The sequence below is a fragment of the Kitasatospora sp. MAP5-34 genome (genome assembly GCF_029894335.1).
Lineage (GTDB): Bacteria > Actinomycetota > Actinomycetes > Streptomycetales > Streptomycetaceae > Kitasatospora.
The window spans coordinates 254493-278756 of the sequence record NZ_JARXZC010000004.1; the positions used below are offsets into that span (position 1 = coordinate 254493).

21 protein-coding genes are annotated in these 24264 nt (G+C 72.7%); 10 read left to right on the forward strand and 11 right to left on the reverse strand.

Annotated elements, in window-relative coordinates; genetic code table 11:
• Window positions 1-165: 165 nt before the first annotated feature.
• Together P3T29_RS06405 and P3T29_RS06410 are read left to right on the forward strand one after the other, a co-directional pair.
• A complete protein-coding gene (locus P3T29_RS06405) occupies window positions 166-1392 on the forward strand; it encodes a histidine kinase (RefSeq protein ID WP_280715297.1) in 1227 nt (408 codons plus the stop codon).
• The gene (locus P3T29_RS06410; protein ID WP_280715298.1) at window positions 1389-2045 is read left to right on the forward strand and encodes a response regulator transcription factor; all 657 of its coding nucleotides are present in this window, start codon (window positions 1389-1391) and stop codon (window positions 2043-2045) included. The genes P3T29_RS06405 and P3T29_RS06410 overlap by 4 nt, the downstream gene beginning before the upstream one ends.
• 46 nt (window positions 2046-2091) lie before the next feature.
• Here P3T29_RS06410 and P3T29_RS06415 read toward each other — a convergent pair whose 3' ends face one another.
• Window positions 2092-2394, reverse strand: coding sequence for a hypothetical protein (locus P3T29_RS06415; RefSeq protein ID WP_280715299.1), 303 nt, complete (start codon window positions 2392-2394; stop codon window positions 2092-2094).
• Between the two features lie 196 nt (window positions 2395-2590).
• Between P3T29_RS06415 and P3T29_RS06420 the strand changes: the two genes are divergently transcribed.
• From P3T29_RS06420 to P3T29_RS06430, 3 genes are all read left to right on the forward strand, one after another.
• Complete coding sequence (locus P3T29_RS06420) at window positions 2591-3457, forward strand: 3-hydroxyacyl-CoA dehydrogenase family protein (RefSeq protein ID WP_280715300.1); 867 nt, start codon at window positions 2591-2593, stop codon at window positions 3455-3457.
• Between the two features lie 335 nt (window positions 3458-3792).
• A complete protein-coding gene (locus P3T29_RS06425) occupies window positions 3793-4137 on the forward strand; it encodes an STAS domain-containing protein (protein WP_280715301.1) in 345 nt (114 codons plus the stop codon).
• 190 nt (window positions 4138-4327) lie between these two features.
• Entirely contained in the window at window positions 4328-6577 is a 2250-nt protein-coding gene (locus tag P3T29_RS06430; RefSeq protein ID WP_280715302.1) for an ATP-binding protein, read from the forward strand.
• Window positions 6578-6586: 9 nt separating this feature from the next.
• Here P3T29_RS06430 and nucS read toward each other — a convergent pair whose 3' ends face one another.
• Complete coding sequence (nucS, locus tag P3T29_RS06435) at window positions 6587-7246, reverse strand: endonuclease NucS (protein WP_280715303.1); 660 nt, start codon at window positions 7244-7246, stop codon at window positions 6587-6589.
• Between the two features lie 531 nt (window positions 7247-7777).
• On the opposite strand from nucS, the gene P3T29_RS06440 reads away from it, so the two are divergent.
• Window positions 7778-8170, forward strand: coding sequence for an SCO5389 family protein (locus tag P3T29_RS06440; protein WP_280715304.1), 393 nt, complete (start codon window positions 7778-7780; stop codon window positions 8168-8170).
• Window positions 8171-8345: 175 nt separating this feature from the next.
• Here the strand turns inward: P3T29_RS06440 and P3T29_RS06445 are convergent, their stop codons facing one another.
• Window positions 8346-9473, reverse strand: a complete 1128-nt coding sequence (locus P3T29_RS06445; protein ID WP_280715374.1) for an LLM class flavin-dependent oxidoreductase — start codon at window positions 9471-9473, stop codon at window positions 8346-8348.
• Between the two features lie 354 nt (window positions 9474-9827).
• Between P3T29_RS06445 and P3T29_RS06450 the strand changes: the two genes are divergently transcribed.
• Complete coding sequence (locus P3T29_RS06450) at window positions 9828-10157, forward strand: ATP/GTP-binding protein (protein ID WP_280715305.1); 330 nt, start codon at window positions 9828-9830, stop codon at window positions 10155-10157.
• A 65-nt stretch (window positions 10158-10222) separates the two neighbouring features.
• On the opposite strand, the gene P3T29_RS06455 is transcribed toward P3T29_RS06450, so the two are convergent.
• Window positions 10223-10990: an ABC transporter permease subunit gene (locus P3T29_RS06455; RefSeq protein ID WP_280715306.1), complete on the reverse strand. Its 768-nt coding sequence runs from the start codon at window positions 10988-10990 to the stop codon at window positions 10223-10225.
• Window position 10991: 1 nt separating this feature from the next.
• The gene (locus P3T29_RS06460; protein WP_280715307.1) at window positions 10992-11966 is read right to left on the reverse strand and encodes an ABC transporter ATP-binding protein; all 975 of its coding nucleotides are present in this window, start codon (window positions 11964-11966) and stop codon (window positions 10992-10994) included.
• A gap of 152 nt (window positions 11967-12118) precedes the next feature.
• Between P3T29_RS06460 and P3T29_RS06465 the strand changes: the two genes are divergently transcribed.
• Window positions 12119-12916 (forward strand): alpha/beta hydrolase, encoded by a 798-nt coding sequence (locus P3T29_RS06465; RefSeq protein ID WP_280715308.1) that lies wholly within the window; start codon window positions 12119-12121, stop codon window positions 12914-12916.
• 163 nt (window positions 12917-13079) lie between these two features.
• Here P3T29_RS06465 and P3T29_RS06470 read toward each other — a convergent pair whose 3' ends face one another.
• The 3 genes from P3T29_RS06470 to mce all read right to left on the reverse strand — a co-directional run bounded on the left by P3T29_RS06470 (window position 13080) and on the right by mce (window position 19662).
• The gene (locus tag P3T29_RS06470) at window positions 13080-14009 is read right to left on the reverse strand and encodes a cellulose-binding protein (RefSeq protein ID WP_280715309.1); all 930 of its coding nucleotides are present in this window, start codon (window positions 14007-14009) and stop codon (window positions 13080-13082) included.
• Window positions 14010-14116: 107 nt separating this feature from the next.
• Window positions 14117-18769, reverse strand: a complete 4653-nt coding sequence (locus tag P3T29_RS06475) for a hypothetical protein (protein ID WP_280715310.1) — start codon at window positions 18767-18769, stop codon at window positions 14117-14119.
• Between the two features lie 458 nt (window positions 18770-19227).
• Window positions 19228-19662, reverse strand: a complete 435-nt coding sequence (gene mce, locus P3T29_RS06480) for a methylmalonyl-CoA epimerase (protein ID WP_280715311.1) — start codon at window positions 19660-19662, stop codon at window positions 19228-19230.
• 263 nt (window positions 19663-19925) lie between these two features.
• Here mce and P3T29_RS06485 point away from each other — a divergent pair, with 263 nt between their 5' ends.
• Both P3T29_RS06485 and meaB read left to right on the forward strand, forming a co-directional pair.
• Window positions 19926-21113, forward strand: coding sequence for an acetyl-CoA C-acetyltransferase (locus tag P3T29_RS06485; protein WP_280715312.1), 1188 nt, complete (start codon window positions 19926-19928; stop codon window positions 21111-21113).
• A gap of 90 nt (window positions 21114-21203) precedes the next feature.
• Entirely contained in the window at window positions 21204-22163 is a 960-nt protein-coding gene (gene meaB / locus P3T29_RS06490) for a methylmalonyl Co-A mutase-associated GTPase MeaB (protein ID WP_280715375.1), read from the forward strand.
• An 11-nt stretch (window positions 22164-22174) separates the two neighbouring features.
• Here the strand turns inward: meaB and P3T29_RS06495 are convergent, their stop codons facing one another.
• From P3T29_RS06495 to P3T29_RS06505, 3 genes are all read right to left on the reverse strand, one after another.
• The gene (locus tag P3T29_RS06495) at window positions 22175-22729 is read right to left on the reverse strand and encodes a Uma2 family endonuclease (RefSeq protein ID WP_280715313.1); all 555 of its coding nucleotides are present in this window, start codon (window positions 22727-22729) and stop codon (window positions 22175-22177) included.
• A 79-nt stretch (window positions 22730-22808) separates the two neighbouring features.
• Window positions 22809-23330 carry a MarR family transcriptional regulator gene (locus P3T29_RS06500; protein ID WP_280715314.1) on the reverse strand — a complete coding sequence of 174 codons (522 nt, stop codon included), beginning with the start codon at window positions 23328-23330 and terminating at the stop codon, window positions 22809-22811.
• Window positions 23331-23405: 75 nt separating this feature from the next.
• Window positions 23406-24191 (reverse strand): DUF2127 domain-containing protein, encoded by a 786-nt coding sequence (locus tag P3T29_RS06505; RefSeq protein WP_280715315.1) that lies wholly within the window; start codon window positions 24189-24191, stop codon window positions 23406-23408.
• Window positions 24192-24264: the final 73 nt, after the last annotated feature.

The window sequence follows — 24264 nt, forward strand, 5'->3', positions numbered from 1 at the left end:
CCTCAGTAGCCGATGCTCCGCATGGACTCCATCGTCGGCACCGCCCAGGCTCGGCCCGACCGCCGCTCCTTCATCCGCTCACCATGTGCCGGTCGGTCTTTAGATGTATGGCCCGTCCTCCGGCGGGTGCACGCGGTGTCGGCCGGCGGGTGATGTGATGGTCCGGTGCCCAAGTTCTGCCTCAGCCCCCGCCAGGAGGACCGGACCATCGCCCTCGCCGGGCTGGTCGGCGGCCTGCTGCTGACCGTCGTCGGCGCGTACGACCGCGCCGCCGCCGTCCCGGCCTGGGTGATGGTGCTGCCATTCGCCGGGATGGCGGGGTTGGAGCTGCTGCGCCGCACCCGGACGGTCTGGACGGTCAGCGTCGGCGGGCTGCTCTTCGCCGCCAACGTCTTCGTGGGATCGAACCTGGCGACCGTGGTGATGTACACCGACCTGCTCTACGCCGGTGTGCTCTACGGCTCCCGTCGGATGTCGAAAATCCTGCACCTCACCGGTGGCGCCTCCACGCTGGTGCTCAGCACCCTGACGCTGCTGTACGCCACGGTCGCCCAGGCGCTGCTGGTGGCGGGGTTCGCCGCGCTGGTCTTCCTCGCGCCGGTCTGGACGGCCGACCTGCTGCGCGAGCACCGGGAACGGGCCGACACCGAGCGGCTGCGCGCCGAACAGACCGCGCTGCTGGCCGAGCTGGACCGCCGGGAGGCGGTGGTCGCCGAGCGCGCCAGGATGGCCCGGGAGCTGCACGACGTGGTCGCCAACCACCTCTCCGCCATCGCCATCCACGCCACCGGCGCCCAGTCGCTGGCCCGGCGTCAGCGGCGCGACACCGACGACCCGCTGCTCGCGGCGATGGCGGTGATCCGGGAGAACAGCGTGCAGGGGCTGGCCGAGATGCGCCGCATGATCGACCTGCTCCGGGCCCGGGACGAGACTTCGTACGAGGCCCCCAAGCTGGACGCGCTCGACACCCTGCTGGCGCAGGCCGGTGCGGCGGGCGAGGCGGCGGGGCTGGCCTTCGAGGCGGCGGAGGACGGCGTGCGCGGTGAGCTGCCCGCCCCCGTCGAGCTGGCGGCCTACCGGATCGTCCAGGAGTCGCTCACCAACGCACTCAAGCACGCCGCGCCCGGTATCGTCCGGCTGGGGCTGACATACCGTCCGGAACGGATCGAGATCGCTGTCGACAGCCCGTACCGCGCATCGGCCGGGGCGGCGCTGCCCGGGGCACGGGCCGGGCTGGTCGGCATGGGGGAGCGGGCCGGGCTGTTGGGCGGGAGCTTCGAGGCCGGGCCCGACGGCGGGTGCTGGCACGTCCGGGCGGTGCTGCCGCGCGAGCCGGGCGGGGCGGAGGTGGTGGGCGTGGCGGGTGTCGCGAAGATGAGGGAGGCGTCATGACGATCAGAGTGCTGGTGGCCGAGGATCAGGGCGCGGTGCGGGCCGCGCTGGTGATGATCCTGCGCTCCGAACCGGGCTTCGAGGTGGTCGGCGAGGCGGGCGACGGGGAGCAGGCCGTCCGGCTGGCGGCCGAGCTGCGGCCCGACGTGGTGCTGATGGACGTTCAGATGCCCCGACTGGACGGAGTTTCGGCGACCCGTCAGGTGGTCGCCGCCGGGTCGGCCCAGGTGCTGGTGCTGACCACCTTCGACCACGACGAGTACGTCTACGGAGCGCTGCGGGCGGGCGCTGCCGGCTTCCTGCTCAAGGACGTCGAGGCAGACACCCTGATCGAGGCCATCCGCACGGTGGCACGCGGCGAGGGCATGCTCGCGCCCTCCGTCACCCGACGGCTGATCAGCACCTTCGCCCGCCCCGACCGCCCGGACCAGCCCCGGGCCCGGGCGGCGGTGGACGGCCTGACACCCCGTGAACGGGAAGTACTGGCCTGCCTCGGCGCGGGCCTCTCCAACAGCCGGATCGCCCAACGCCTGGAGATGGCCGAGGCCACCACCAAGACCCACGTCAGCCGCATCCTGGCCAAACTGGAACTGCGCAGCCGCGTCCAGGCGGCGATCCTCGCCCAGGACCTGGGCCTGGTGGCCCCGGACTGACCAGCAGGCCCGCTTCGCAGGGGCCGGGCATCCCCAGAGGCGCGTCTCAGCGGCCCAGCGCCCTGCGGGCGGCCTGTTCGTCGGCGGGCCAGACCATCAGCCGCAGGCCCTCGCTGGTGGGGGCCAGGGTGTAGTGCAGGCCGGCCGCCGCGAGTCTGGAGGCCAGCTGCTCGGCTTCGGCCGCGTCGGCGGGGGCGGCGACCGGGACGAGCAGTCCGTACTCGTCCGGCCCGCCGATGCGTGGCTCGCGGGCGACCAGCGACTTGCCGCTGCCGTACGCCCAGCGCAGCAGCAGCATCAGCAGGCCCACCACCGCGAAGCCGACCAGCATCAGCACCAGGGCGCGCACGGTTCACCTCCCGGTCGGTCTCCGGTCGGGCGCAGATCACACCGCACAATCACACCACGGAGCGTCCCCGGGTAATAGAGTCCGGCGCGTGAGCGGCGCGGCTTCGGGGGGTGATCCCTGCCCTGAGCCGCCTTCAGGTTTCGCACTGAGCCCCCTCTCGCTCAGGGCGACGACACAGCACCCGGGAGACCCAGCCATGACCAACGCAACCACCCAGCAGATCGCCGTGATCGGTGCCGGCCTGATGGGCGCAGGTATCGCCCAGGTCTCGGCCCAGGCCGGCCACCCGGTGGTGCTGCGGGATGTGACCGACGCCGCGCTCCAGCGTGGTCTGGACGGTATCCGCGCCTCGTACGCGAAGTTCGTGTCCAAGGGCAAGCTGACGGCCGAGGAGGCCGAGGCGGCGCTCGGCCGGATCACCACCACCACCGACCTCGGCGCGGTCGCCGAGGCCGACATCGTGGTCGAGGCGGTGTTCGAGCAGCTGGAGGTGAAGGAGTCCGTCTTCCGCGAGCTCGACAAGCTCGCCAAGGACGGTGCGGTGCTGGCCTCCAACACCTCCGCCATCCCGATCACCCGGATCGCCGCCGTGACGGAGCGGCCGGAGTTCGTGGTCGGCGTGCACTTCTTCTCGCCGGTGCCGATGATGAAGCTCGTCGAGCTGGTGCGCGGCTACAAGACCAGCGACCACGCGCTCGCGGTGGCCCGGCAGTTCGCCGAGGGGGTGGGCAAGGAGGTGGTCGTGGTCAACCGTGACGTGGCCGGATTCGTCACCACCCGCCTGATCACCGCCCTGGTCGTAGAGGCCGCCAAGCTCTACGAGTCGGGCGTCGCCTCCGCCGAGGACATCGACACCGCCTGCCGGCTCGGCTTCGGGCACGCGATGGGCCCGCTGCAGACCGCCGACCTGACCGGCGTCGACATCCTGCTGCACGCCGCGCACAACATCTACTCGGAGACCAAGGACGAGAAGTTCGCCGCCCCCGAGATCATGGCCCGCATGGTCACGGCCGGCGACCTGGGCCGCAAGAGCGGCCGGGGCTTCTACCCGTACGAGAAGTAAGACCGCCCGGCACTTGGGTGCCGCGACGCCGCCCCCCAAGTGCCGGTCGGTCTCAGCTGTTCGACCGCTGCGGGCAGCCTGGTGAGTTTGCTCACGCGGCTGCCCGCAGACGGGTGATTTGGGCGGTAATCGAGCGTGGGTATGGGGCCTGACTGCGTATATTCCCTCGGACGAGTGAAGTTGGGCCGGAACTACCGGGGTAACAGCAACCTGCGCAGCCGGTTCACCGTCAAGACTCAGGGGGAGACGTCGGCGTGGCCCCCGGAGCGCGGCGCCTGACGCCCGCCCGGGACGGAGCCCCGGCGCCCACCCACCGGCAAGCGGAGGAGGAGAGTGTGCGTATCACCGGCGACCACAGCGGCCTGGCCATCCAAGGCCGCCTCGACGTCCGCACCGCCGCCGACGCCCGCACCAGGCTGCACCTGGCGGTCGACGGCGGCCACGGCGACCTGGTGCTCGACCTGTCCGCCCTGGAGTCCTGGGACGCCACCGGCCTCGGCGTGATCATGGGAACCCACCGCCGGGCCGGCCGACTGGGCCGCCGCCTCGTCCTACGCGCCGTACCGGCCCAGCTGCAGCGCCTGCTGGTCGCCACCCGCCTGCACCGCATCCTCGCGGTCGAGGGCACCGTCCCGGACCCATACGGCACCACGCTGCCGATGGTCGCCCCCTCCCTCTGACCGTGCATTGAAGCACGGCCGGCCGCCTACCTGCGGGAATTTCGTGCGGGTCGTGTGCGGGTGCGGTGTTGACGGGCCGGGAACGGGGACCGGTCTGCGATCGACGCACCGAGTGTGCGAGAGTCTGCGCTCAGACACAGGGTCGCAGGACCAGGCCGACAGGTGCGGCCGAGCACGGGCGGAGCGGAACGTGGGACAGCCATCCGGTGACTTCCGGCAGGACGGGCTGCGCCCCCGTGGCGGCGAGATCGTCGCGGGTGAGCTGCTGCTCACCGTCGGCGGCCCGGACGGGTCCGAGGCCCGCCCCTGCCCCGACGAGTGGCGGCCCGAGCCGCGCCGCACCGGCAGCCGCCACACCGGCCGTACGGCGCCCGGGCTCGGCCCCAACCCCGCAGTCGGCCCGCTGGCCCTCGGCAGTGCGCCCGCCGACCTGCCGTTGCTGGACCGCGAGGCCGACATCGCCCAGGTGCTCGGGCTGCTCGCCGAACGCCGGTCCGTCCGGCTCGTCGGACAGGCCGGATCGGGCCGCAGCACCCTGCTCGCCGCCGTCGCCGAGGGCGCCACCGAGTTGGCCCCGGACGGGGTGGTCCGGCTGAGCGGCCACCGCAGGACGGCCCAGGACCTGTTGCAGGACCTCTTCGCGGCCACCCACCACGCGCCCGGCTTCCGCCCGGAGTACCGCGCGCTCCCGGACCTGCTCGCGGGCCTGCACGCCGTGGTGGCGATCGACGACGTCGAGCCGACCGGAGCGGAGCTGGACGAGCTGCTCGCCGCCGCGCCCGACTGCGTCTTCCTGCTCTCCGTCGCGCCCGGCAGCCCGCCGCCGGCGCTCGGTTCGCGGCTGACGGACCATCCGGTCGCCGGTCTCTCCCGCCCGGCCTGCCTCACACTGGCCGGCCGCCTGGCGGGCCGTCAGCTGGATCCCGCCGAGCGCGCCTGGGCGGTGGACCTCTGGTTCGAGTCGGAGGGGCTGCCGCTGCGGTTCGTCCAGGCGGCGGCGCTGCTCCGGCAGCGCGACGTCGCGGTGGACGCCCTGGTCGCCGCGCAGGAGGACCGCAACAGCGTCTTCGGGCTGGTCGAGGAGATCGAGCTGCCGGACGACCCGGCCGTCCTGGAGGCGGAGCTGCGCGGCTCCGTACCGCTGCCGTCGGTGGCGGAGAGCGCCGCACCCGCCGTACAGCTCGCGGAGGGGCTCAGCGAGCCCGCGCAGGCCGTGCTGCGGCTGGCGCTGGCCCTGGGCGGCGAGTGCCCGACGGCGCCGCACCTGCCCGCGCTGATCGACGTGGGCCACGGCGAGAGCGCCCTGCAGGAGCTCTCCGACTGCGGGCTCGCCGTCTCGATCGGTGGTCACCACCGGTTGACGGCGGGCGTACCGGCGCTGCTGGCACCCCACTGGGAGCCCGGTGAGATCGCGTACGGCGCGGCCCAGCACTTCTCCTGGTGGGTCGGGCACGCCTCGGTCAGCCTCGAACAGGTCGCCGCCGAGGCCGAGGTGGTGGTCGGCGCGCTGCTCGCCGACCGTGCTGCGGGTCGTCCGGAGGCGGTGCTCCGGCTGGCCCGGGCGGCGGCCCCCGCGCTGGCGCTGTCGCTGCGCTGGGGGGCCTGGGAGCGGACCCTGCAGCTGGGGCTGGAGGCCGCCCGGTCGCTCGGATCCAGTGTCGACGAGGCCTGGTTCCACCACGAGTCCGGGGTGCTGGCGCTCTGTCTGCGGGACTCCGAGCGGGCCTCCACCGAGCTGGCGGCGGCCGTCGCGCTGCGGGCGGCGCTCGGCGAGCCGCGCGGCAGTGCGGCCGCCCGGCGGATGCTGAACCTGCTGCTGGCCGACGCCAAGGAGCTGCTGCCGGCCCCCGCCGACGTGCCCGCGCCGGGCCGACGGCCCGTCATCCGGGCGATCGCGCAGGTCCCGTTCCGCTTCCGGACGATGCCCGGACTGCCCGGTGGCAGGCGGCGCACGCTGATAGCCGCCTCGGCGGCGGTGCTGGCGCTCGGTGTGCTGGGGACGGCGGTCGGGCTGAGCCTGGCCGGGCCCAAGCCGGCCGGTGCCGGCCCGGTGCAGCCCGGCGGCGCGGCGGACGACAGCTCGATCGGCGGCACGGCCGGCCTCGGCAGCACCTCCGCCAGCCCAGGGGCGAGCCTGAGCTCCGGCCACAGCCCGGCCGCCTCGCCGAGCACCTCGTCCAGCGCAGCCACGAGCGCGAGCGCCGCCCACGCGAGCCACAAGCCCACCCCGAGCAGGTCCGCGACGACGAGTGACACCCCGTCCGACACGCCGACCGAGATACCGCCGCCGTCACCTTCGTCGCCGCCGGTGAGTCCGGACCCGGTGCCGTCGACCAGCAAGTCGGGTTCCACGTCGGCGTCGTCGTCGCCGAGCAGCCCGACGACTACCCCGGGCACTCCGTCACCGTCGTCCAGTTCCGTCAAGCCCCCGGCGGTGTAGCGGGCAGCCTCAGAACAGCTTGAGCTTGTCGTCGTCGATTCCGCGCAGCTCGTCGTAGTCGAGCACCACGCAGCCGATGCCCCGGTCGGTGGCGAGCACCCTGGCCTGGGGCTTGATCTCCTGGGCGGCGAAGACGCCCTTGACCGGGGCGAGCAGCGGGTCGCGGTTGAGCAGCTCCAGGTAGCGGGTGAGCTGCTCGACGCCGTCGATCTCGCCGCGCCGCTTGATCTCGATGGCGACGGTCGCGCCGTCCGAGTCGCGGCAGAGGATGTCGACGGGGCCGATCGCGGTGGGGTACTCGCGTCTGATCAGCGACCAGCCGGCTCCGAGCACCTCCATCCGGTCGGCCAGCAGCTCCTGGAGGTGGGCCTCGACACCGTCCTTCACCAGCCCGGGGTCGACCCCGAGCTCGTGCGAGGAGTCGTGCAGCACCTCCTCGAGCGTGATGATCAGCTTTTCGCCGGCCTTGTTGGTGACCGTCCAGGAGCCGTCGGCCTGCTTGAGCGTGCAGGGCGGGGACATCCAGTTGAGCGGCTTGTAGGCACGGTCGTCCGCATGAATGCTGACGCTCCCGTCGGCCTTCACCAGGATCAGGCGAGTGGCGGACGGGAGATGGGCGGAGAGTCGACCGGCATAGTCGACTGAGCAACGGGCAATTACGAGACGCACGGTCGACCACGCTAACCCACCGGGGCCAGTTGATGCGATTCCGCGACAGCCGGGTGAAGAAACCGGGGACGCGGCGAACCATGGATGGCGGACACCCCGTGCTACCGCCAGTACGGCACCGGCCGGACGGGCCAGGGGTATCCACCCAACGGGGATGGAGATCCGAGATGAACGATCCGACGGGATCCGGCCAATCTGGCGGTTCGACCGGCGATTCCGGGGTAAAGCGGGGGATTCGCCAGCCGTGCTGAGGATCGCCTGTCACGCTGTGGTGAGCGGTCGTCGCTCCACTCGGTGACTACCGCCGTGGCACCGGCACGCCGTGCTGCCGCGAACCCGCCTGCCGTTCGGCAGGCCCCCGCACTTTTCGCGCTTTCCGGGGGTTGTGCCTCGCGGGTCCCGCCCGGGCCCGTCCGCGCACCACCACCCAGCACCACATGAGCACCGCTTGAGCACGGCACGGCACCATCCGAACCAACCGCACGACCACCCCGGCGGGCCGCGCCGTGGTGGACCGCGAGAGGAGAACCCATGTCGCTCGACGTCTCACCGGCCCTGCTGGAGAAGGCCGAGAGAGGAGAGGTCGACGAGAGGGAGTTCGTCGACTGCGTCCGCATCTCCCTGCCGTACGCCTGGGAGCTGGTCAGCTCCCTGGTCGCCCAGCTGAAGGTCGACGGCACCGATTTCGCCGACAACCAGGTACCGCCGCCCAGCGAGCAGGCCCGTGGCCAGCTGCTGCGCGCGATGGCCAGCGACGCGATCCGGGGGGCCCTGCAACGGCACTTCGGCGTCCGCCTGGCGTTCCAGAACTGTCACCGGGTCGCGGTGTTCACGCCGTCCGAGGACACCGTGGAGCACTACAACCGCTTCACCTCCGTCCGGGCCCAGCTGCTGAACCAGTCCGAGACGCTGCGGGACTGCTGACGCAGCCGGTGAGCGTGCGGGCCGTCCCGGGTGTCCCGGGACGGCCCGCACGTCTGTGCCGGAGTGACTCTGTGCCCGCCCGACTCCGTGCTCGATCGACTCTGTGGCTGATCGAGTCGGTGTCAGAGCAGATCCGGGCCGGAGTGGATCCGACCCGGAACGGATCCCGGCCGGGTCAGCCGAGCTGCGGCAGTACCTCGGCGCCGAGCCGGGCGATGTTCCGCAGGGTCGCCGCGCGGTCGCCGGAGCCCTCGCTGAGCAGTGCGAAGCGACGGATGCCGGTGCGCTCGGCGGTGGCCAGCAGCCGGTCCGCGCACTGCCTCGGCGTGCCAACGGCGTGCAGGTCGCAGAGCAGCTCGGTGTACGCGCGCGGGTCGCGCATCCGGCGCTCCCGGCCGTCCACCGTGCGGTGCGCGCCGAGCCCGTACTCGAACCAGCCGGGCATCGCCCGCAGCAGGCTGGCCCGGGCGTCCGAGGTACGGTCGTCCACCTGGGCCACCCCGGCGGCCACATGCTCCCGCTCGACCCGGGCCAGCTGCTCCTCGCCGCGCCCGCAGGCCCGCCAGGCCGTCCGGTACGCGGCCACCATCTGCTCTTTCGTCTCGTCGCTGGTGTCCATGCCCAGCAGCATCGGCAGGCCGCGCTCGGCCGCCAGCCGGATCCCGCCGGGGGAGGTGCAGGCGGAGATCACCGGTGGGCCGTTCCGGTTCGGTCCGACCTCGCCGTCCCGCCGCTGCCGGGGGAAGTGCTGGATGGCCCCCGAGTCGCGCTCCAGCCCGAGCCAGCCCGCCAGATCGCCCCGCTTGGCCGGCTCGCTCGCCCGTGGCACCACCGCCACCTCGGGGAAGTTGAACTGCGGGCCGTCCGCCCCGGCCCGGGAGCCGCGCAGCCAGCGCAGCAGCAGGTCCAGCCGCTCCGGGTAGCCCTCCTCGTAGGCGGCCAGCCCGGTACCGAAGACGCCCAGGTCGATCCACGGCCCGCCACGGCCGACCCCGAGGGTGAACCGCCCGCCCGAGGTCAGGTGGAGCAGCGCGGCCTGCTCGCCCAGCGCGACGGGGTGCGCGGTGGACAGCACGCTGACGGCCGTGCCGACCCCGATCCGCCTGGTGCGCCCGAGCAGCAGGGCCGCCAGCGTCGCCGCGTTGGGGCAGACGCCGTACGGGACGAAGTGATGCTCCGCCAGCCAGACGCTGTCCAGGCCGGCCCGTTCGGCGGCGTCGGCCGAGCTGACGGTGCGTTCTAGGGCCTCTGCGTGGCTCTGTCCGGGGAACTGGGCGGACAGCAGGAACGCGCCGACCAGGATCGAGTCGGTGGCTGCGGGCCGGCCGTCGAAGTGCTCGGGGGCGGTGGTCCGGGTGGTGCCGGGTGCGGTGCTGCGGGCAGCTTCGACCGGGGGGTGGGTGTCGGGTCGCGGGCTGGTCTTGGTCATCGGGTGGCCTCCTCGGGTGCCGCAGGGTCTGCGAGCCCCGCCTTGTCACCTCGTGAGTAACCGATGTCATGTGCCAATGGCACGCCGATCGCCGAAATTCGCTGAAGATCGGGTGGATCTCGGGGGAAATCGCCGGGTGCCGGGCCCGGTCGTGGTAGGGACTGCTACGAGTACGGGCCGACCCGTACTCTGGATAACCAGATCGAGCCCGGCCGAGAGGTAGTCGACGTGTCGCCCCGCCGTAACCAGACCCGGAGCTGGAGCAAGAGTGCCGCCGAGAGTGAGCCGTCGGCAGCGCCGATGGGCGGTTCGCTGCGGCGTACCGAGGACTACCAGGGCGAGGAGTGGGTGGTCCAGACGGTGGCCGGCACCGCAGGCCGCCACTACCGCTGCCCGGGCTGCGACCAGGAGATCCCCCCGGGCGTCGGCCACGTCGTCGCCTGGCCGAGCCACGGCGGCGGCGTGGACGACCGGCGGCACTGGCACCGCGCCTGCTGGGGCGCCCGCGAACGGCGCGGCTCCAACATCCAGCGCGGTCGCGGCGCACCCAGGTACTGAGACACAGGCTCTGAGACCGACCGGCGAGACTCCGGCGACAGCGCGTCCCGGCGGCGCGCGGAACGTCAGGCGTCGCGGTTCTTCAGTACCAGCGCCCCGCCGAGCAGGGCGGCCGCCGTCCAGGCGAGGCAGATCGCGAAGCCCGCCCAGGGGCCGTACGGCTGGTTGGCCTCCTCGTAGACCAGCAGCATCCGGGAGCCCGCGTAGTCGGGGAAGTAGTGCGCCAGGGTCTTGACCTTGGGGACGGCGGAGAGGATCGGCGAGAGCAGGAAGAAGAACGGCACCAGGACGCCCAGCGCGAGGGTCTGGTTGTGCAGCATGGCCGTCACCCCGGCGGCGAACAGGCAGAGCATCGTCAGGTACAGCGCCGCACCGAGGACCGCGCGCAGCACGTGCGGCGAGTCGATGGTGGTGCGGTGGACGCCCAGCAGGGACTGGCCGACGAAGAACGTGACGAAGGCGGTGACCACCGCGACCGCCAGCGACAGCGCTCCGAGCACGACCGACTTCGCGGCCAGCAGGGTGCCGCGCTGCGGAACGGCGGCGAGCGAGACCCGGATCATGCCGGTGCTGTACTCGTTGCCGATCGCCAGCACGCCGAAGACGATGATCGCCAGCTCGCCGAGCCGGATACCGGCGAAGGACGTACCGGTGGCGTCGAACGGGGTGGTGTCGTTGCGGCGGAAGCTCTCGAAGTTGTTGTTGGTGAGCAGTGAGAGCAGTGCGCCGAGGCCGAGCGTGACCAGGAAGGTCAGGACCAGCGTCCAGATGGTCGACCGGACGGTGCGGATCTTCGTCCACTCGGACTGCAGGACGGCGGGGAAGGACGCCATGTCAGTTCTTCTCCTTCTCGGGGTGCCAGGCGGCGCCCCAGGCGCCCGCCGCGTCGCGGCCCTCGCCGTCACCGTCGCCCGCGTGGTACTCGACCGAGTCGGCCGTCATCTGCATGAACGCCTCCTCCAGCGAGGCCTGCTGGGGGCTCAGCTCGTGCAGCGTGATGCCGTGGGCCGCCGCCAGGTCGCCGACGTGGGCGAGGTCGCCGTCCTCGATCTCGTACGAGCCGTCCGGGCGTGCCTCCGCCCGCAGGCCGGTGCCGGACAGTGCGGTGAGCAGCTGCTCGACGTGCGGGGTGCGGACCCGGACGGCGGAGCGGGAGTTCTGCTTGATGAACTCGGCCATCGAGAGGTCGGAGAGCAGCCGGCCCTTGCCGATCACCACCAGGTGGTCGGCGGTCAGCGCCATCTCGCTCATCAGGTGGGAGGAGACGAAGACCGTCCGGCCCTCGGCGGCCAGGCGCTTCATCAGGTTGCGGATCCACAGGATGCCCTCGGGGTCGAGCCCGTTGACCGGCTCGTCGAACATCAGGATCTCGGGGTCGCCGAGCAGCGCGGAGGCGATGCCGAGCCGCTGGCTCATGCCGAGCGAGAAGCCGCGTGAGCGCTTCCTGGCGACGGAGCCGAGGCCGACCAGGCTGAGCACCTCGTCCACTCTCCGCCGGGGGATGCGGTTGCTCTGGGCGAGCCAGAGCAGGTGGTCGTAGGCGGTGCGTCCGGGATGGACGGCCTTGGCCTCCAGCAGGGCGCCGATGTACTTGAGCGGCTCGCTGAGCTGCCCGTACCGCTTGCCGTCGATGGTGACGCGGCCGGCGGTGGGCCGGTCGAGATCGAGGATCATGCGCATGGTGGTGGACTTGCCGGCCCCGTTCGGGCCGAGGAACCCGGTGACCACGCCCTGCGGCACCTGGAAGCTGAGGCCGTCGACGGCCAGCGTCTCGCCGTAACGCTTGGTCAGTTCGTGCAGCTCGATCATAGGTAGTACTCCCTCACTCTCCGTCAGATTAGGGTAAACCGGACATAACGGCGAATGCTGTGAGTGAAGGGGAGGTGGGGGTGACGGGTGGATCGCCGGGCACCGGCGGCGCTGGCGACGGTCGGCCGCCGCGCGGCTCTACGGTTGGGGGTATGACCCTCCCCACCGCGCCGGCCGTCCGTGAGAGCGGCACCGGCTTCCCGCTCGTCCTGCTGCACGCCTTCCCGCTGTCCGCCCGGATGTGGGACCACCAGCGGGAGTTGATCCCCGGCCCGTCCGGCCAGGAGGCCAGGGTGATCACCCCCGACCAGCGCGGCTTCGGATCGGCGGCGCTCGGAACCGCCGAGCCCTCACTCGACCTGGTCGCCGACGACCTGCTCCGGCTGCTGGACGACGAGGGCATCGAGCGGGCGGTGGTCGGCGGTCTGTCGATGGGCGGGTACGTGGCGATGGCCTTCGCCCGCCGCCACCCCGAGCGGCTGGCCGGTCTGCTGCTCGCCGACACCAGGGCCACCGCCGACGACGACCGGGCCCGGACCAACCGCGAGCGGATCGCCCAGGCGGTGCTGGCCCGCGACAGCGTACGGATCCTGGCGGAGGAGAAGCTGGAGGAGACCCTGCTCGGCCCGGCCCCCATGCCCGAACTGACCGCCTACGTCCGGGAGCTGATCGCCGAGGCGCCGCCGCAGGCCGTCGCCTGGGCCCAGCGCGCGATGGCCGCCCGCCCGGACTCGCTCGACGTACTGGCCGGCCTGGACGTCCCCGCCGCGGTGATCGTCGGCGAGATGGACACCATGACCCCGCTCGCCGAGGCCCAGCTGATGGCCGACGCCCTCCCCGACGCCGAACTCACCGTCATCCCCAGCGTGGGGCACCTGAGCTCCCTGGAGGCCCCGGAGACGTTCAACGGGGCGGTCCGGGCGTTGCTCCGCAGGGTTGCGCGGGTGTAGCTGCCTACGGGGGTTCCCGCGCCCCCTGAGGTTTGCCGTACGCGTATGGGTAACCCGCAGGGGCGCGGGGAACTGCGCGACCAGGGCACGAGGTGCGTGCTCGGTTGATCGCGCAGTTCCCCGCGCCCCTGCTGTGGTTGTTCTGAGCTGCCCCGGTGAGGGGTCAGCGGGACTGCTGGGCGGGGACGCCGAGGGCGTCGTCCGTCGGGATGGTGGCGGCGGCCACCGCTGCGCCGGTCAGCGTGGCGAGCATCTCGCGCACGTTGGTCAGCTGGGCGTTGATGGAGTCGCGGCGGTTGGTGAGGGCCGCGAGCTCGCGCTCGGACTCGCTGCGGATCCGGTCGGCCTTGGCGTTCGCGTCGGCGACGATGTCCTCGGACTGGCGCTGGGCCGTCTCGACCGTCTGGCGGGCGCGGCGCTCGGCGTCGGTGCGGAGCTTCTCGGCCTCCAGGCGGAGCTGCTCGGCGCGGTGCTCGATCTCGGCGAGACGCTTCTCGGCCTTGGCCTGACGGGCCGCGAGGTCGCGCTCGGACTGCTCGCGGCGCTTGGCGAGGTTGGTCTCGAACTCCAGCGCGGCCTGGGCGGCCTTGGTGCGGGTCTCCTCGAAGAGGGCGTCCGCCTCCTCGCGCTTGTTCTGGGCGTCCTTGTTGGCCTCGGCGCGCAGCTGGGCGCTGTCGCTCTTCGCCTTGTCGACGATCCGCAGACCCTCGTCCTCAGCCTTGGCCTTGCGGTCCTTGGCGTAGTTCTCCGCCTCGCTGCGGACCTGCTGGGCGGCCGCCTCGGCGAGCTCGCGGTGCTGCTCGGCGGCGCGGTGGGCCTCGTCGCGCAGGTCCTTCGCCTCCTCCTCGGCGAGCCGGAGGATCTTCTCGACCCGGGCACCGAGGCCGGCGTACGAGGGCTCGGCGTCGCTGACCTGCGCCTGCGCGCTCTGGGTCTCCAGGTGGAGCTCCTCGATGCGCTTCTCCAGCGCACCGATCCGGGACAACGCGCTGTCACGGTCGGCCACCAGCTTGGTGATCCGCTCGTCGACCTGGGCACGCTCGTACCCACGGCGCACCAGGTCGAAGCCGTGAGGGGAGTGACTGTCGCTCATGGGGTTCTGGGCTTCCTGTCGTCAAACCGCTGAGGTGGTTGAGGGAATCCTGACACGTTACCGGAGTGTCATCGTCGAAATGTCGATGCTTCGCGGACAATGTCCGCTCAATCGGGTGGTGCGCCACCGGAGCGATTGCCACCCGAACGGGGAGCACCCACTCCGGCACCTGCCTTCGGCGCTCCTTCGCGGCCTCCGGAGCCGCTGCTCCTGCTGTTTCCCCCGTTGGCCGGTGCGGCCGGTGACGGTGCCTCGAAGGCTTCCAGGGCGGACAGCACGTCCTGCACCCTGGAGATCTCCGTGTTGATGTCCTTGCGCCGACGGACCAGCTCGTCCAACTCCCGACGACCCTCGTCGGTCACGCGCTGCGCCTCGCTCTTGGACTCGGCGAGCAACCGCTCGGCCTCCTCCTTGGCCAGCCGCAGCTGCTCGTCCGCGCCCTCGCCGGCCCGGCGAAGGCGCTTCGACGCCTCCTCGGACGCGGCCTCGATCTGCTCCTCGGCCTCGTCCTGGGCGGCCTTGAGCGTGGTCTCCGCCTCGTCCTGCGCGGTCTTGAGCGTGGTCTCCGCCTCGCCGCGCAGCTGCTCGGCCTTGGCGGTCGAGTCCGCGAGCTTCTGCTCCGCGCCCTTGATCAGGGACTCGGCTTTGCGGACCGCCGAGATCCGGACCTTGCTGGCCTCCGCCGACGCCTCTGAGGTGAGCTCGTTGGCCCGCTCCTCCGCCGCCGCGACCAGCGCGGCCGCTCGCTCCTCGGCCTCGGCGACAGCCGCGACGGCCTGCTCCTCGGCCTCGGTGAGCTGCTCCTGAGCCGCCGTCACCAGCGCGTCCACCCGCTCGCCGGCCGACTTCATGGCCTGCGCGTTCTCCTTGCGGGCCCGCTCGTGCAGCGCCTCGATCTCGGCGTCCGTCCGCTCCCGCAGCTCCTCGGCGCGCTCGCGGATCGCGGTGGCGTCCCGGCGGGCCTCGGAGAGCAGCGCGTCCGCGTCGGCGCGGGCCCGCTCGACCTCGGCCTGACCGGCCGCCTCGCCCGCCGCGACCAGCCGCTCGGCCTCCTTGCGGGCGGCCGCGACCATCGCGTCGGCCTGCTCCTCGGCGGCGGCGGTGGTGGCGAGCGCCGTCGTCTGGGCGTCCTCGCCCAGCGACTCGGCGTCCGCGAACGCCTTCTCCAGCACCGACTTGGCCTGCTCGCGGGTGGCCTTGTCGAACTGCTCGGCCGCCTCGCGGGTCTCGGTGTCGTAGGTGTCGGCCCGGGTGCGGCTGTCGGCCTCGTAGCTCTCGGCCAGCTGCCGGGTGGCGAGCGCGTACTCCTCGGCCTCGGCCCGCAGCGCCGCCGCGAACTCCTCGGCCTCCGCGATGGTGGCCGCCGCCCGCTCGTTCGCCTCGTGGACGGTCTGGCGCGCCTGGTCGTGCGCCTCGGCGCGCAGCTCCTCGGCGGCCTCCCGGGCCCCCCGCAGCTCGGCCTCGGCCTCGGCGCGCACCTGCTCGTCGTACGCCTGCGCCTCGGCGTGCTGCTGCGCGATCTCGGCGGCGGCGGCCTCGCGGTCGGCGGTCAGCTCGGCGGCCGTCCGCTCCCGCAGCGTCGCCACCTCCGACTCGGCCCACACACGCAGCTCGCCGGTCTCGCGTTCGGCGGTGCTCCGCAGCTCACTGTCGTACGCCTGCGCCCGCTCGCGCAGCTCGGCGGTCTCGCGGTCGGCCTCGGCGCGCAGCTCGGCGGTCTCGCGGTCGGCGAGGGCGCGCAGGTCGGTGGTGTCCTGCTCGGCCTTCGCCCGCAGCTCTGCCGTCTCGTGCTCGGCCTCGGCCCGCTGCTCGGCGGTCTCCTGGTCGGCCAACTCGCGCAGCTCTGCCGTCTCGCGGTCGGCGGTGGCCCGGAGGTCGGCGATCTGCTGGGAGGCGGCCTCGTACATCCCGGCCACGGACTGGCGGGTCTCGGCGGCCTCCTCCTCGGCGGCGGCGACCAGCCCGGCGGCCCGCTGCTCGGCGGCGGCGGTCAGCTCGGCGGCCTCGGTGGCGGCCAGCGTGCGCAGCTCCTCGGCCTCCCGCTGGGTCTCGGCGGCCTGCTCCTGGGCCTGGGCCAGTTCCTGCGCGCCCTCGGCCCGCAGTGCGTCGGCGGCGGCCTGGGCCTCGGCCCGGACGGCTTCGGCGTTGCTCCCGGCCTCGGCGCGGAGGGCTTCGGCGGCGGTCTCCGCCTCCGCGCGGAGGGCCTCGGCGGCGGCCTGGGCCTCGGTGAGGCGCTCGGCGGCGTCCGTCCGGGCGGTCTCCAGGGTCTGCCCGGCCTCGGCGCGCAGGCGCTCGGCCTCCGCCTCGGCGCTCTCGCGCAGGGCGGCGGTCTCGGCGGCCGTACGTTCGGTCAGTTCGGCGGCCTGGGCCTCGGCGGTCTCCCGGGCGGCCTGGGCGGCGGCGAGCTGCTCGGCCGTCTCGGTGCGCTCGCGCAGCAGGCCGGCGGCGGCCTCCTCGTGCTCGCGGCGGCTCTCCTCGCGCAGTGCGTCGGCGGCGGCCCGGGCCTCGGCCAGGACGGCTTCGGCGTTGCTTCCGGCCTCCGCGCGCAGGGCCTCGGCGTTGCTTCCGGCCTCCGCGCGGACGGCCTCGGCGGCGGTCTCGGCCTCGGCGAGGCGCTCGGTGGCGCCCTGCCGGGCGGCCTCCAGCGCCTGTTCGGCCTCGACTCGCAGTGCCTCGGCGGCGGCCTGGGCCTCGGTCTGCAGTTGTTCGGCGGCGGCCTGTGCCCCGGCTCGGGTGTGCTGGTCGAACTCGGTTGCCTCGCGCCGGAGTTCGGCGGTCTCGCGCTCGGCGGCGGCGCGGTTCTCGGCGGCGGCGGCCTTGGCCGCGGCCAGGGCCTCCTGGCCCTGCTGGGTGGCGACGGCGGTGAGCTTCTCGGCCTCGGTACGGGCCCGGGTGAGGGTCTGCTCGGCGCGGCCCTGGACCTCGACGGCCTGGGCCTTGGCCTGCTGACGCACCCGCTCGACCTCGGTGGCCGCACCCGCGCGCAGCTCGTCCGCGTCGGCCTTGGCCTTGGTGAGCAGCTCCTCGGCGTCCCGCGCGGACTCCTCGATCTGCACCACGGCTTGCCGGCGGGCCTCGCTGCGGACCTTCTCGGCCTCGGCGGCGGCCTGGGCCCGCAGTTCCTCGGCCTCGGCGCGCAGCTGGGCGGCCTCGTCGTGCATCCGCTCCATCTGCTCGCGGATGCCCGCCGCGTCGTCCAGCGCCGCGTTCTGCGCCTGCTCGACGGAGGCCTGCGCCTGCTCGCGCAGCCGTTCGACCTCGACGGTCGCCTGGGTGCGGATCCGTTCCGCCTCGGCGGCTGCGGCGGCGACGGCCGCGGCGGCGTCCTGATCGGCGCGGGTGAGCACTTCCTCGGCCTGCTTGGCGGCCTTGGCGAGGTGCACGGTGGCTTCCTTGGCGCCGTCCGTGCGGCCCTGTTCCTGGGCCTCGGCGCGCAGGGCGTGGGCGGCGGCCTCGGCCTGCGCGCGCAGCTCCGCGATCTCCCGGTCGGCCTCCGCGCGCAGCTCGGCGACGGCGGCGTCGGCCTCCTTGCGGAGCTGGGCCGTGACGCTCTCGGCGGCACCGCGCAGGCGCTCGCTCTCCTCGGCGGCGGCGGCCCGGGCGGCGTCCGCCTCGGCCTTGGCGTTGGCGGCGTCGGCCTTGGCGCTCGCGGCCTCGGCCTTGATCCGGTCGGCCTCCTTGGTCGCGGTGGCGACCATCCGCGCGATCTCGGCGCGGGCGGTCTGCGAGCGCTGGTCGCTGGCCGCCTCGCCGTCCGCGACCAGCCGCTCGACGGCGGCCTCCGCGTCGGCCTGCAGCTGTTCGGCGGCGGCCTCGGCCCGGGCGCGCAGCTCGGCGGCCTCCCGGCGGGCGCGATCGGCCTCGGCCAGGGCCTCGGCGCGCAGACGGTCTATCTCGGCCTGGGCCCGGTCGAGCGCCTCGGCGGCGCGCTCCTGATCCTGGACGGCCTGCTGCTTGAGCCGGTCGATCTCGGCCTGGGCGGCGGCCAGCTGCTGTTCGGCGGCGGCCTGGGCGCCCGCCAGCTGCTGCTGGGCCTCGTTGGCGGCCGTGCCGCGCAGCTCCTCGGCCTGGCCGACAGCCTGCTGGGCCTGCTCGGAGGCGGCCCGGAGCAGGCGCTCGGCGTCGTTCTGGGCGCGCTGCAGGGCGGCCTCGGCGGCGGCGTGCGCCTCGCCGCGCGCGGCGTCCACGTCGGCGGCGGTCTGGGCCCGGGCCTGGTCCGCGAGAGCGGCGGCCTCGGCGCGGGCGGCGGCGATCAGCCGGTCGGCCTCGGCACGGGACTCCTGCAGCAGGCGCTGGGCCTCCTGCTCGGTGCCGACCCGGGTCTGCTCGGCCCAGGAGACGTTCTCGTTGACGTGCCGTTCGGCGCTGCGGCGCAGCTCGGCCAGCTCGTCGTCCAGCTGGCGGCGGCGGGCGGTGAGCTCGGCCTCCAGCCGCGCGGTGCGGTCGGCGGCCTCGGCCATCAGGCGCTGGGTGGCCGCCTGCGACTCGCGGAGCTGGCGTTCGGCGTCCGCGCGCAGCTGCTGGGCCTGCATCTCGGCGTTGCGGAGCAGCTGCTCGGCCTGGCCGGAGACGGAGTCGAAAGCGCGCGGCTGGGCGAGCTGCCGACGGGACTCGTGCAGCTTGGCCCGGAGCACCTCCACCTGGTAGGCGAGGTCCTCGGCATGCTGGATGGACTTGTCCCGCTCCTTGCGAGCCCGATCCATCTCGGCCTCGAACTTGGAGAGGTGGTCTTCACCCTCGTAGCCGTCGTTGCCCCGCACTCCGCGGTCCCATCCATCTCCTGGTCGCGTCCTCGACCGGGCCGCCCCGGAACCCCCTACTGCTCTGGGCCGGACCGGCTGGTCCTTGCATCCGCAGCGGGTGCCACGGTCGGAGCCTGGGCCGGTGGCGCGCGGTGCTGCCGCGCTCCGCCGTCCGGGTGGACTCCTGGGCGAACTCTTGCCTCGTGGAGAATGGTGACAGATCCGAACTGCGGCTGCTCAGCCGTGCCCGCTCAGTGGACTCCCCTTGGTGCGTTTCAGGCGGAGCCGTGGCGCACCTGGGCATTGTAGTGTGCGGCGCGCCCGGGGGAACGGGCGACTGGGGGTTTTCGGACGTTACTGGCGAGTTGTACGGCTTCTCAGGGGCGCGGGGGCTGTGCGCTGCGGAAGAGTGCGGGCCGGTGCCTTCCGGTTTCGCGCACGCAGTTGAGCCCCGCGCCCCTGGTTGTGGTTGACCCTCAGTGTTCGGTGGTGGTCGCCGAGGTGACGAGCTCGGTGAGGACGCCGCCGCAGTCCTTCGGGTGCAGGAAGGTGATCCGCGAGCCCATCGAGCCGATCCGGGGCTCGTCGTAGAGGACCCGGACGCCCTTGGACTTGATGTCGGCGGCGTCGCCGTCGACATCGGCGGTGCCGAAGGCGATGTGGTGGACGCCCTCGCCGTTCTTCGCGAGCCACTTGGCAACGGTCGAGTCCTCGCGGGTGGGCTCCAGCAGCTGGAGGTACGAGGCGCCGCCGTCACCGGTGTCGTTGATCTTCAGCATCGCCTCGCGCACGCCCTGCTCCTCGTTGACCTCGCTGTGGAAGACCTCGAAGCCGTAGGTGGCGCGGTAGAACTCGACCGTCTTGTCGAGGTCGAAGCAGGCAATGCCGATGTGGTCGATGCGGGTCAGCACGGCGGGACCTCCAGTGAAGTTAAGGGTGGCAACAGTGGAGCGCATCCGGATCGGGCCGCGCCAGCACGCGGAGTGCGAGCCTGCTCACAATTCTCGCCGCTGCGAGCAGCCGGAATTCACCCAGCGCGCGCTGACACGGTGTTGACTGGACGGTGCCAGTGCTGCTGATCACACCTTGGCTCCGGTGACGCAGGGGTTACGGGTCAGTACATTGAGCCGCATCCCCACACTTCCTGGCCTTGACGCGCGAAGGGGCTCGTCTCATGACTACTTCAGTGATCGTCGCTGGTGCCCGAACCCCGATGGGCCGGCTGCTCGGCTCGCTCAAGGGCTTCTCCGGAGCCGACCTCGGCGGATTCGCCATCAAGGCCGCCATGGAGCGGGCCGGTGTCACCGGCGACCAGATCGACTACGTGATCATGGGTCAGGTGCTGCAGGCCGGCGCCGGCCAGATCCCGGCCCGCCAGGCCGCCGTCAAGGCCGGCATCCCGATGAGCGTCCCCGCGCTGACCATCAACAAGGTCTGCCTCTCGGGCCTGGACGCCATCGCGCTCGCCGACCAGCTGATCCGGGCCGGTGAGTTCGAGATCGTGGTCGCCGGTGGCCAGGAGTCGATGACCAACGCCCCGCACCTGCTGCCGAAGTCCCGCGAGGGCTTCAAGTACGGCGCGATCGAGATGCTCGACGCGATGGCGTACGACGGTCTCACCGACGCGTACGAGAACATCCCGATGGGCGAGTCCACCGAGAAGCACAACACCCGCCTGGGCATCCAGCGCGACGTGCAGGACGCCATCGCCGCCGCCTCGCACCAGCGGGCCGCCAAGGCGCAGCAGAACGGCGTCTTCGACGCCGAGATCGTGCCGGTCTCGATCCCGCAGCGCAAGGGCGAGCCGGTCGTCTTCAGCCAGGACGAGGGCATCCGCGCCGACACCACGGTCGAGACCCTCGGCAAGCTGCGGCCCGCGTTCACTCGCGACGGCACCATCACCGCCGGTACCTCCTCGCAGATCTCGGACGGCGCCGCCGCCGTGGTCGTGATGAGCAAGGCCAAGGCCGAGGAGCTGGGCCTGAGCTGGATCGCCGAGATCGGCGCCCACGGCAACGTGGCCGGCCCGGACAACTCGCTGCAGTCGCAGCCGTCGAACGCCATCGAGCACGCGCTCTCCAAGGAGGGCATCGGCGTCGAGGACCTCGACCTGATCGAGATCAACGAGGCGTTCGCGGCCGTCGCCCACCAGTCCATGAAGGACCTGGGCGTCAGCGACGAGATCGTCAACGTCAACGGCGGCGCGATCGCGCTCGGCCACCCGATCGGCATGTCCGGCGCCCGCCTGGTGCTGCACCTGGCGCTGGAGCTGCAGCGTCGTGGCGGCGGCGTCGGCGCGGCGGCCCTGTGCGGCGGCGGCGGCCAGGGCGACGCCCTGATCGTCCGCGTGCCCAAGGCCTGACCGTCCGACGTACCTTCCTGACGTAACTTCGAGGCCGTGAACCGTCACCAGCGGTTCACGGCCTTGCTCGGGATCGAGGAGCACTCTGTGATGGTCGATGTGCCGACCCTGGTCGAGCAGGCGCGCGAGGGCAGGCCGCGGGCCGTCGCGCGGCTGATCTCGCTGGTCGAGAACGCCTCTCCGCAGCTGCGCGAGGTGATGGCCGCGCTCGCGCCGTACACCGGGCAGGCCTACACGGTCGGGCTCACCGGCTCGCCCGGGGTCGGGAAGTCGACCTCGACCTCCGCGCTGGTGTCGGCGTACCGGCGGCTCGGCAAGCGGGTCGCGGTGCTCGCCGTCGACCCGTCCTCGCCGTTCTCCGGCGGGGCGCTGCTGGGTGACCGGGTACGGATGCAGGACCACGCGACCGACCCGGACGTGTTCATCCGCTCGATGGCGACCCGGGGGCACCTGGGCGGGCTCTCCTGGGCGGCCCCGCAGGCCCTGCGGGTGCTGGACGCCGCCGGGTGCGAGGTGATCCTGGTGGAGACCGTCGGGGTCGGCCAGTCCGAGGTGGAGGTCGCCGCGCAGGCGGACACCACCGTCGTCCTGCTGGCGCCCGGCATGGGCGACGGCATCCAGGCGGCCAAGGCGGGCATCCTGGAGATCGGCGACCTGTTCGTGGTCAACAAGGCGGACCGGGACGGCGCCGACGCCACCGCCCGCGAGCTGAACCACATGCTCGGCCTCGGCGAGGCCCGCGAGCCCGGCGACTGGCGGCAGCCGATCGTCAAGACCGTCGCGGCCCGTGAGGAGGGCATCGACGAACTGGTCGAGGCCCTGGAGAAGCACCGCGCCTGGCTGGCCGAGACCGGTGAGCTGGCCGTCCGCCGCCGCCGCCGGGCCGCCGCCGAGATCGAGGCCATCGCGCTGGCTGCCCTGCGGTCCCGGATCGGCGACCTGCACGGCGACCGCCACCTCTCCGCCCTGGCGGAGCGCGTCGCGGTGGGCGAGCTCGACCCGTACGGCGCGGCCGACCAGCTGATCGCGGGGCTCACCGGGCTGGTGTAGGGGACTGCCGGTCAGAAACCCGTGGTGTCCAGGGTGAGGTCGAACGGCCCCGGCAGGTGGAGCGACGTGCCGAACGGGTGCGGGCCGTCCACGACCGCGTAGCCGAGGTCGTGCGGTTCGGAGAACAGGGTGCACTCGCGGCGCTGACGGTCTGCCAGCAGGTAGAGCGGCGCGCCGTACTGGGCGTAACGCTTGCGCTTGGTGATCCGGTCGGTGTCGCCGTTGGACTCCGAAATCAACTCGACCACCAGGAGGGTCTGGTCGGGAAGCAGGGCAGCGGCCCCCTCGGCCAGGTCTTCGGGGATGACCGCGAGGTCGGGCAGGTACCAGTTCGGTGAGCCCGGCAGGTCCAGGTTGCCCGAGCCGCTGATGCACCCCAGCTCGTCGACCTTGGCATCGAGCTGGCGGCGGATCCGGGCGGCCACCTTCTCGTGATCCCACATCGGCGACACCAGAACGATCCGCCCCTCGATGACCTGGGCCCACCGGTGGTCGATGAGCTGCACGGCGTACTTCAGCGCCGCCTCGTGATCCACGTCCGCGTATGCGATGGGCTGCGCACTCATTGCTCACCCTCTCGTGTCCGGCCCGGCCTGCGGCCGGCTGGGTCCTACGGTACCGGCCGGCACCGTCTGCCGGTCGGCCCTACGCGCGGCCGCGCAGGTTGCGCAGGTGCTCGGCGACGGGGGCCAGGGCCGCGTAGAGGGTGTCGATCTGCTCAGGGGTGAAGCGGTCGATGAAGTGCGCCCGGACGCTGCGGACATGGTGGGGGGCGACCTTCTGCATGGTCTCCCAGCCGAGTTCGGTCAGGTGGGCGTAGAGGCCGCGCCGGTCGCCGGGACAGTCCTGGCGGAGCACCAGCCCGGCGTTCTCCATCCGGGTGATCTGGTGTGAGAGCCGGCTCTTGGACTGCAGGGTCGCGGTGGCGAGGTCGGTCATCCGCATCCGGCGGTCGGGGGCCTCGGAGAGCACGACGAGGATCTCGTAGTCGTTGCTCGCCAGGTTGTGCGGCTGCAGTTCACGGCCCAGCTGGTAGTCCAGGAGTTTGCTGATCTCCAGATGGGCACGCCAGAACTGCTGCTCCTTGGCGGTGAGCCAGGGGGCCTCCTCCGCTGCCACGGGGGGAGGGGAGGAGGCCGCTGCGGGGTCGGTGGTGTGCGTGTCCATACCGACAAGTATAGCCGCGATTGTTAAATGTTGTACAATATGACTTTGTCCTGGAAGGCCAGCGGGGACAGGACGTCAGGCGCTCTTCACGGCCGCGCGCGGTGTGCCGGCTGCCTGCTCGACCTCCAGCAGTGAGGCCGAGTGCCGCTCGGCCTCGAAAGCCACCACGCCGCCGCGCAGCCCGAACAGTCGCTTGGAGACCAGGATCCAGACCACTGCAGCGACGTTCAGCAGCAGCGTACAGACCTTCACCGCGCTGACGTGGTGGGTGAGTTCGTACCCCTCGAGCGGGAGGAAGGCGGCGGTCGCCACCACCGTGAGGTACTCCGCCCAGCGTCGGCCCAGCCAGAGCCCGACCGCCTCGACCAGCTCGATCAGCGCGTACGCCAGCAGGGCGCCCGCCACGATCAGCAGGGTGCTGTGCTTGTAGTCGAAGCTCTTGCGGATGGTGTCGGCGATGGGGGAGTGCTCGAGGTCGTAGTGGAAGTGGTCGGTGACGGGCTTGAGGACGGTCAGGTTCTGGTCGAAGAACTCCCGGACCGCGTCCTGGCTGTTGGAGAACTTCCAGACCGCCCAGGCGATCAGGATGATCAGCACACCACGGAAGAGCCGCTCGATCGCGAGGAAGCGGAGGATGAACAGGTCCCGCAGCGCCTTGCCGCGCGGCACCAGCGGCGCCTGCCCGGCGGGGCCGGAACCGTGCGGTGCGCCGAGTGCGAAGTCCCCGCAGCGCAGGCAGCGCCAGACCTCGCCGAGCTCGGTGTGGGCCTCCAGTCGGGCGCGCAGCGCGGGTTCGGTGGGCGCGTACGTGACGTGGCCGCGCTTCGAGCAGGTCCGGCGATTCCAGTCGATCTTGAACATAGGTGACTCCCCCGTGAGCAGGACTTCGGCGCGGGTCTGTCGGTCAGAACCGTGCGGCAGAAGAATATGGGCA

Coding starts and splice junctions, on each gene's coding strand:
- P3T29_RS06410 (WP_280715298.1), top strand. CDS start 1,389: ATGACGATCAGAGTGCTGGTGGCCGAGGATCAGGGCGCGGTGCGGGCC.
- P3T29_RS06420 (WP_280715300.1), top strand. CDS start 2,591: ATGACCAACGCAACCACCCAGCAGATCGCCGTGATCGGTGCCGGCCTG.
- P3T29_RS06440 (WP_280715304.1), top strand. CDS start 7,778: ATGTCGCTCGACGTCTCACCGGCCCTGCTGGAGAAGGCCGAGAGAGGA.
- P3T29_RS06455 (WP_280715306.1), bottom strand. CDS start 10,990: ATGGCGTCCTTCCCCGCCGTCCTGCAGTCCGAGTGGACGAAGATCCGC.
- P3T29_RS06460 (WP_280715307.1), bottom strand. CDS start 11,966: ATGATCGAGCTGCACGAACTGACCAAGCGTTACGGCGAGACGCTGGCC.
- P3T29_RS06465 (WP_280715308.1), top strand. CDS start 12,119: ATGACCCTCCCCACCGCGCCGGCCGTCCGTGAGAGCGGCACCGGCTTC.
- P3T29_RS06470 (WP_280715309.1), bottom strand. CDS start 14,009: ATGAGCGACAGTCACTCCCCTCACGGCTTCGACCTGGTGCGCCGTGGG.
- P3T29_RS06485 (WP_280715312.1), top strand. CDS start 19,926: ATGACTACTTCAGTGATCGTCGCTGGTGCCCGAACCCCGATGGGCCGG.
- meaB (WP_280715375.1), top strand. CDS start 21,204: ATGGTCGATGTGCCGACCCTGGTCGAGCAGGCGCGCGAGGGCAGGCCG.
- P3T29_RS06495 (WP_280715313.1), bottom strand. CDS start 22,729: ATGAGTGCGCAGCCCATCGCATACGCGGACGTGGATCACGAGGCGGCG.
- P3T29_RS06500 (WP_280715314.1), bottom strand. CDS start 23,330: ATGGACACGCACACCACCGACCCCGCAGCGGCCTCCTCCCCTCCCCCC.
- P3T29_RS06505 (WP_280715315.1), bottom strand. CDS start 24,191: ATGTTCAAGATCGACTGGAATCGCCGGACCTGCTCGAAGCGCGGCCAC.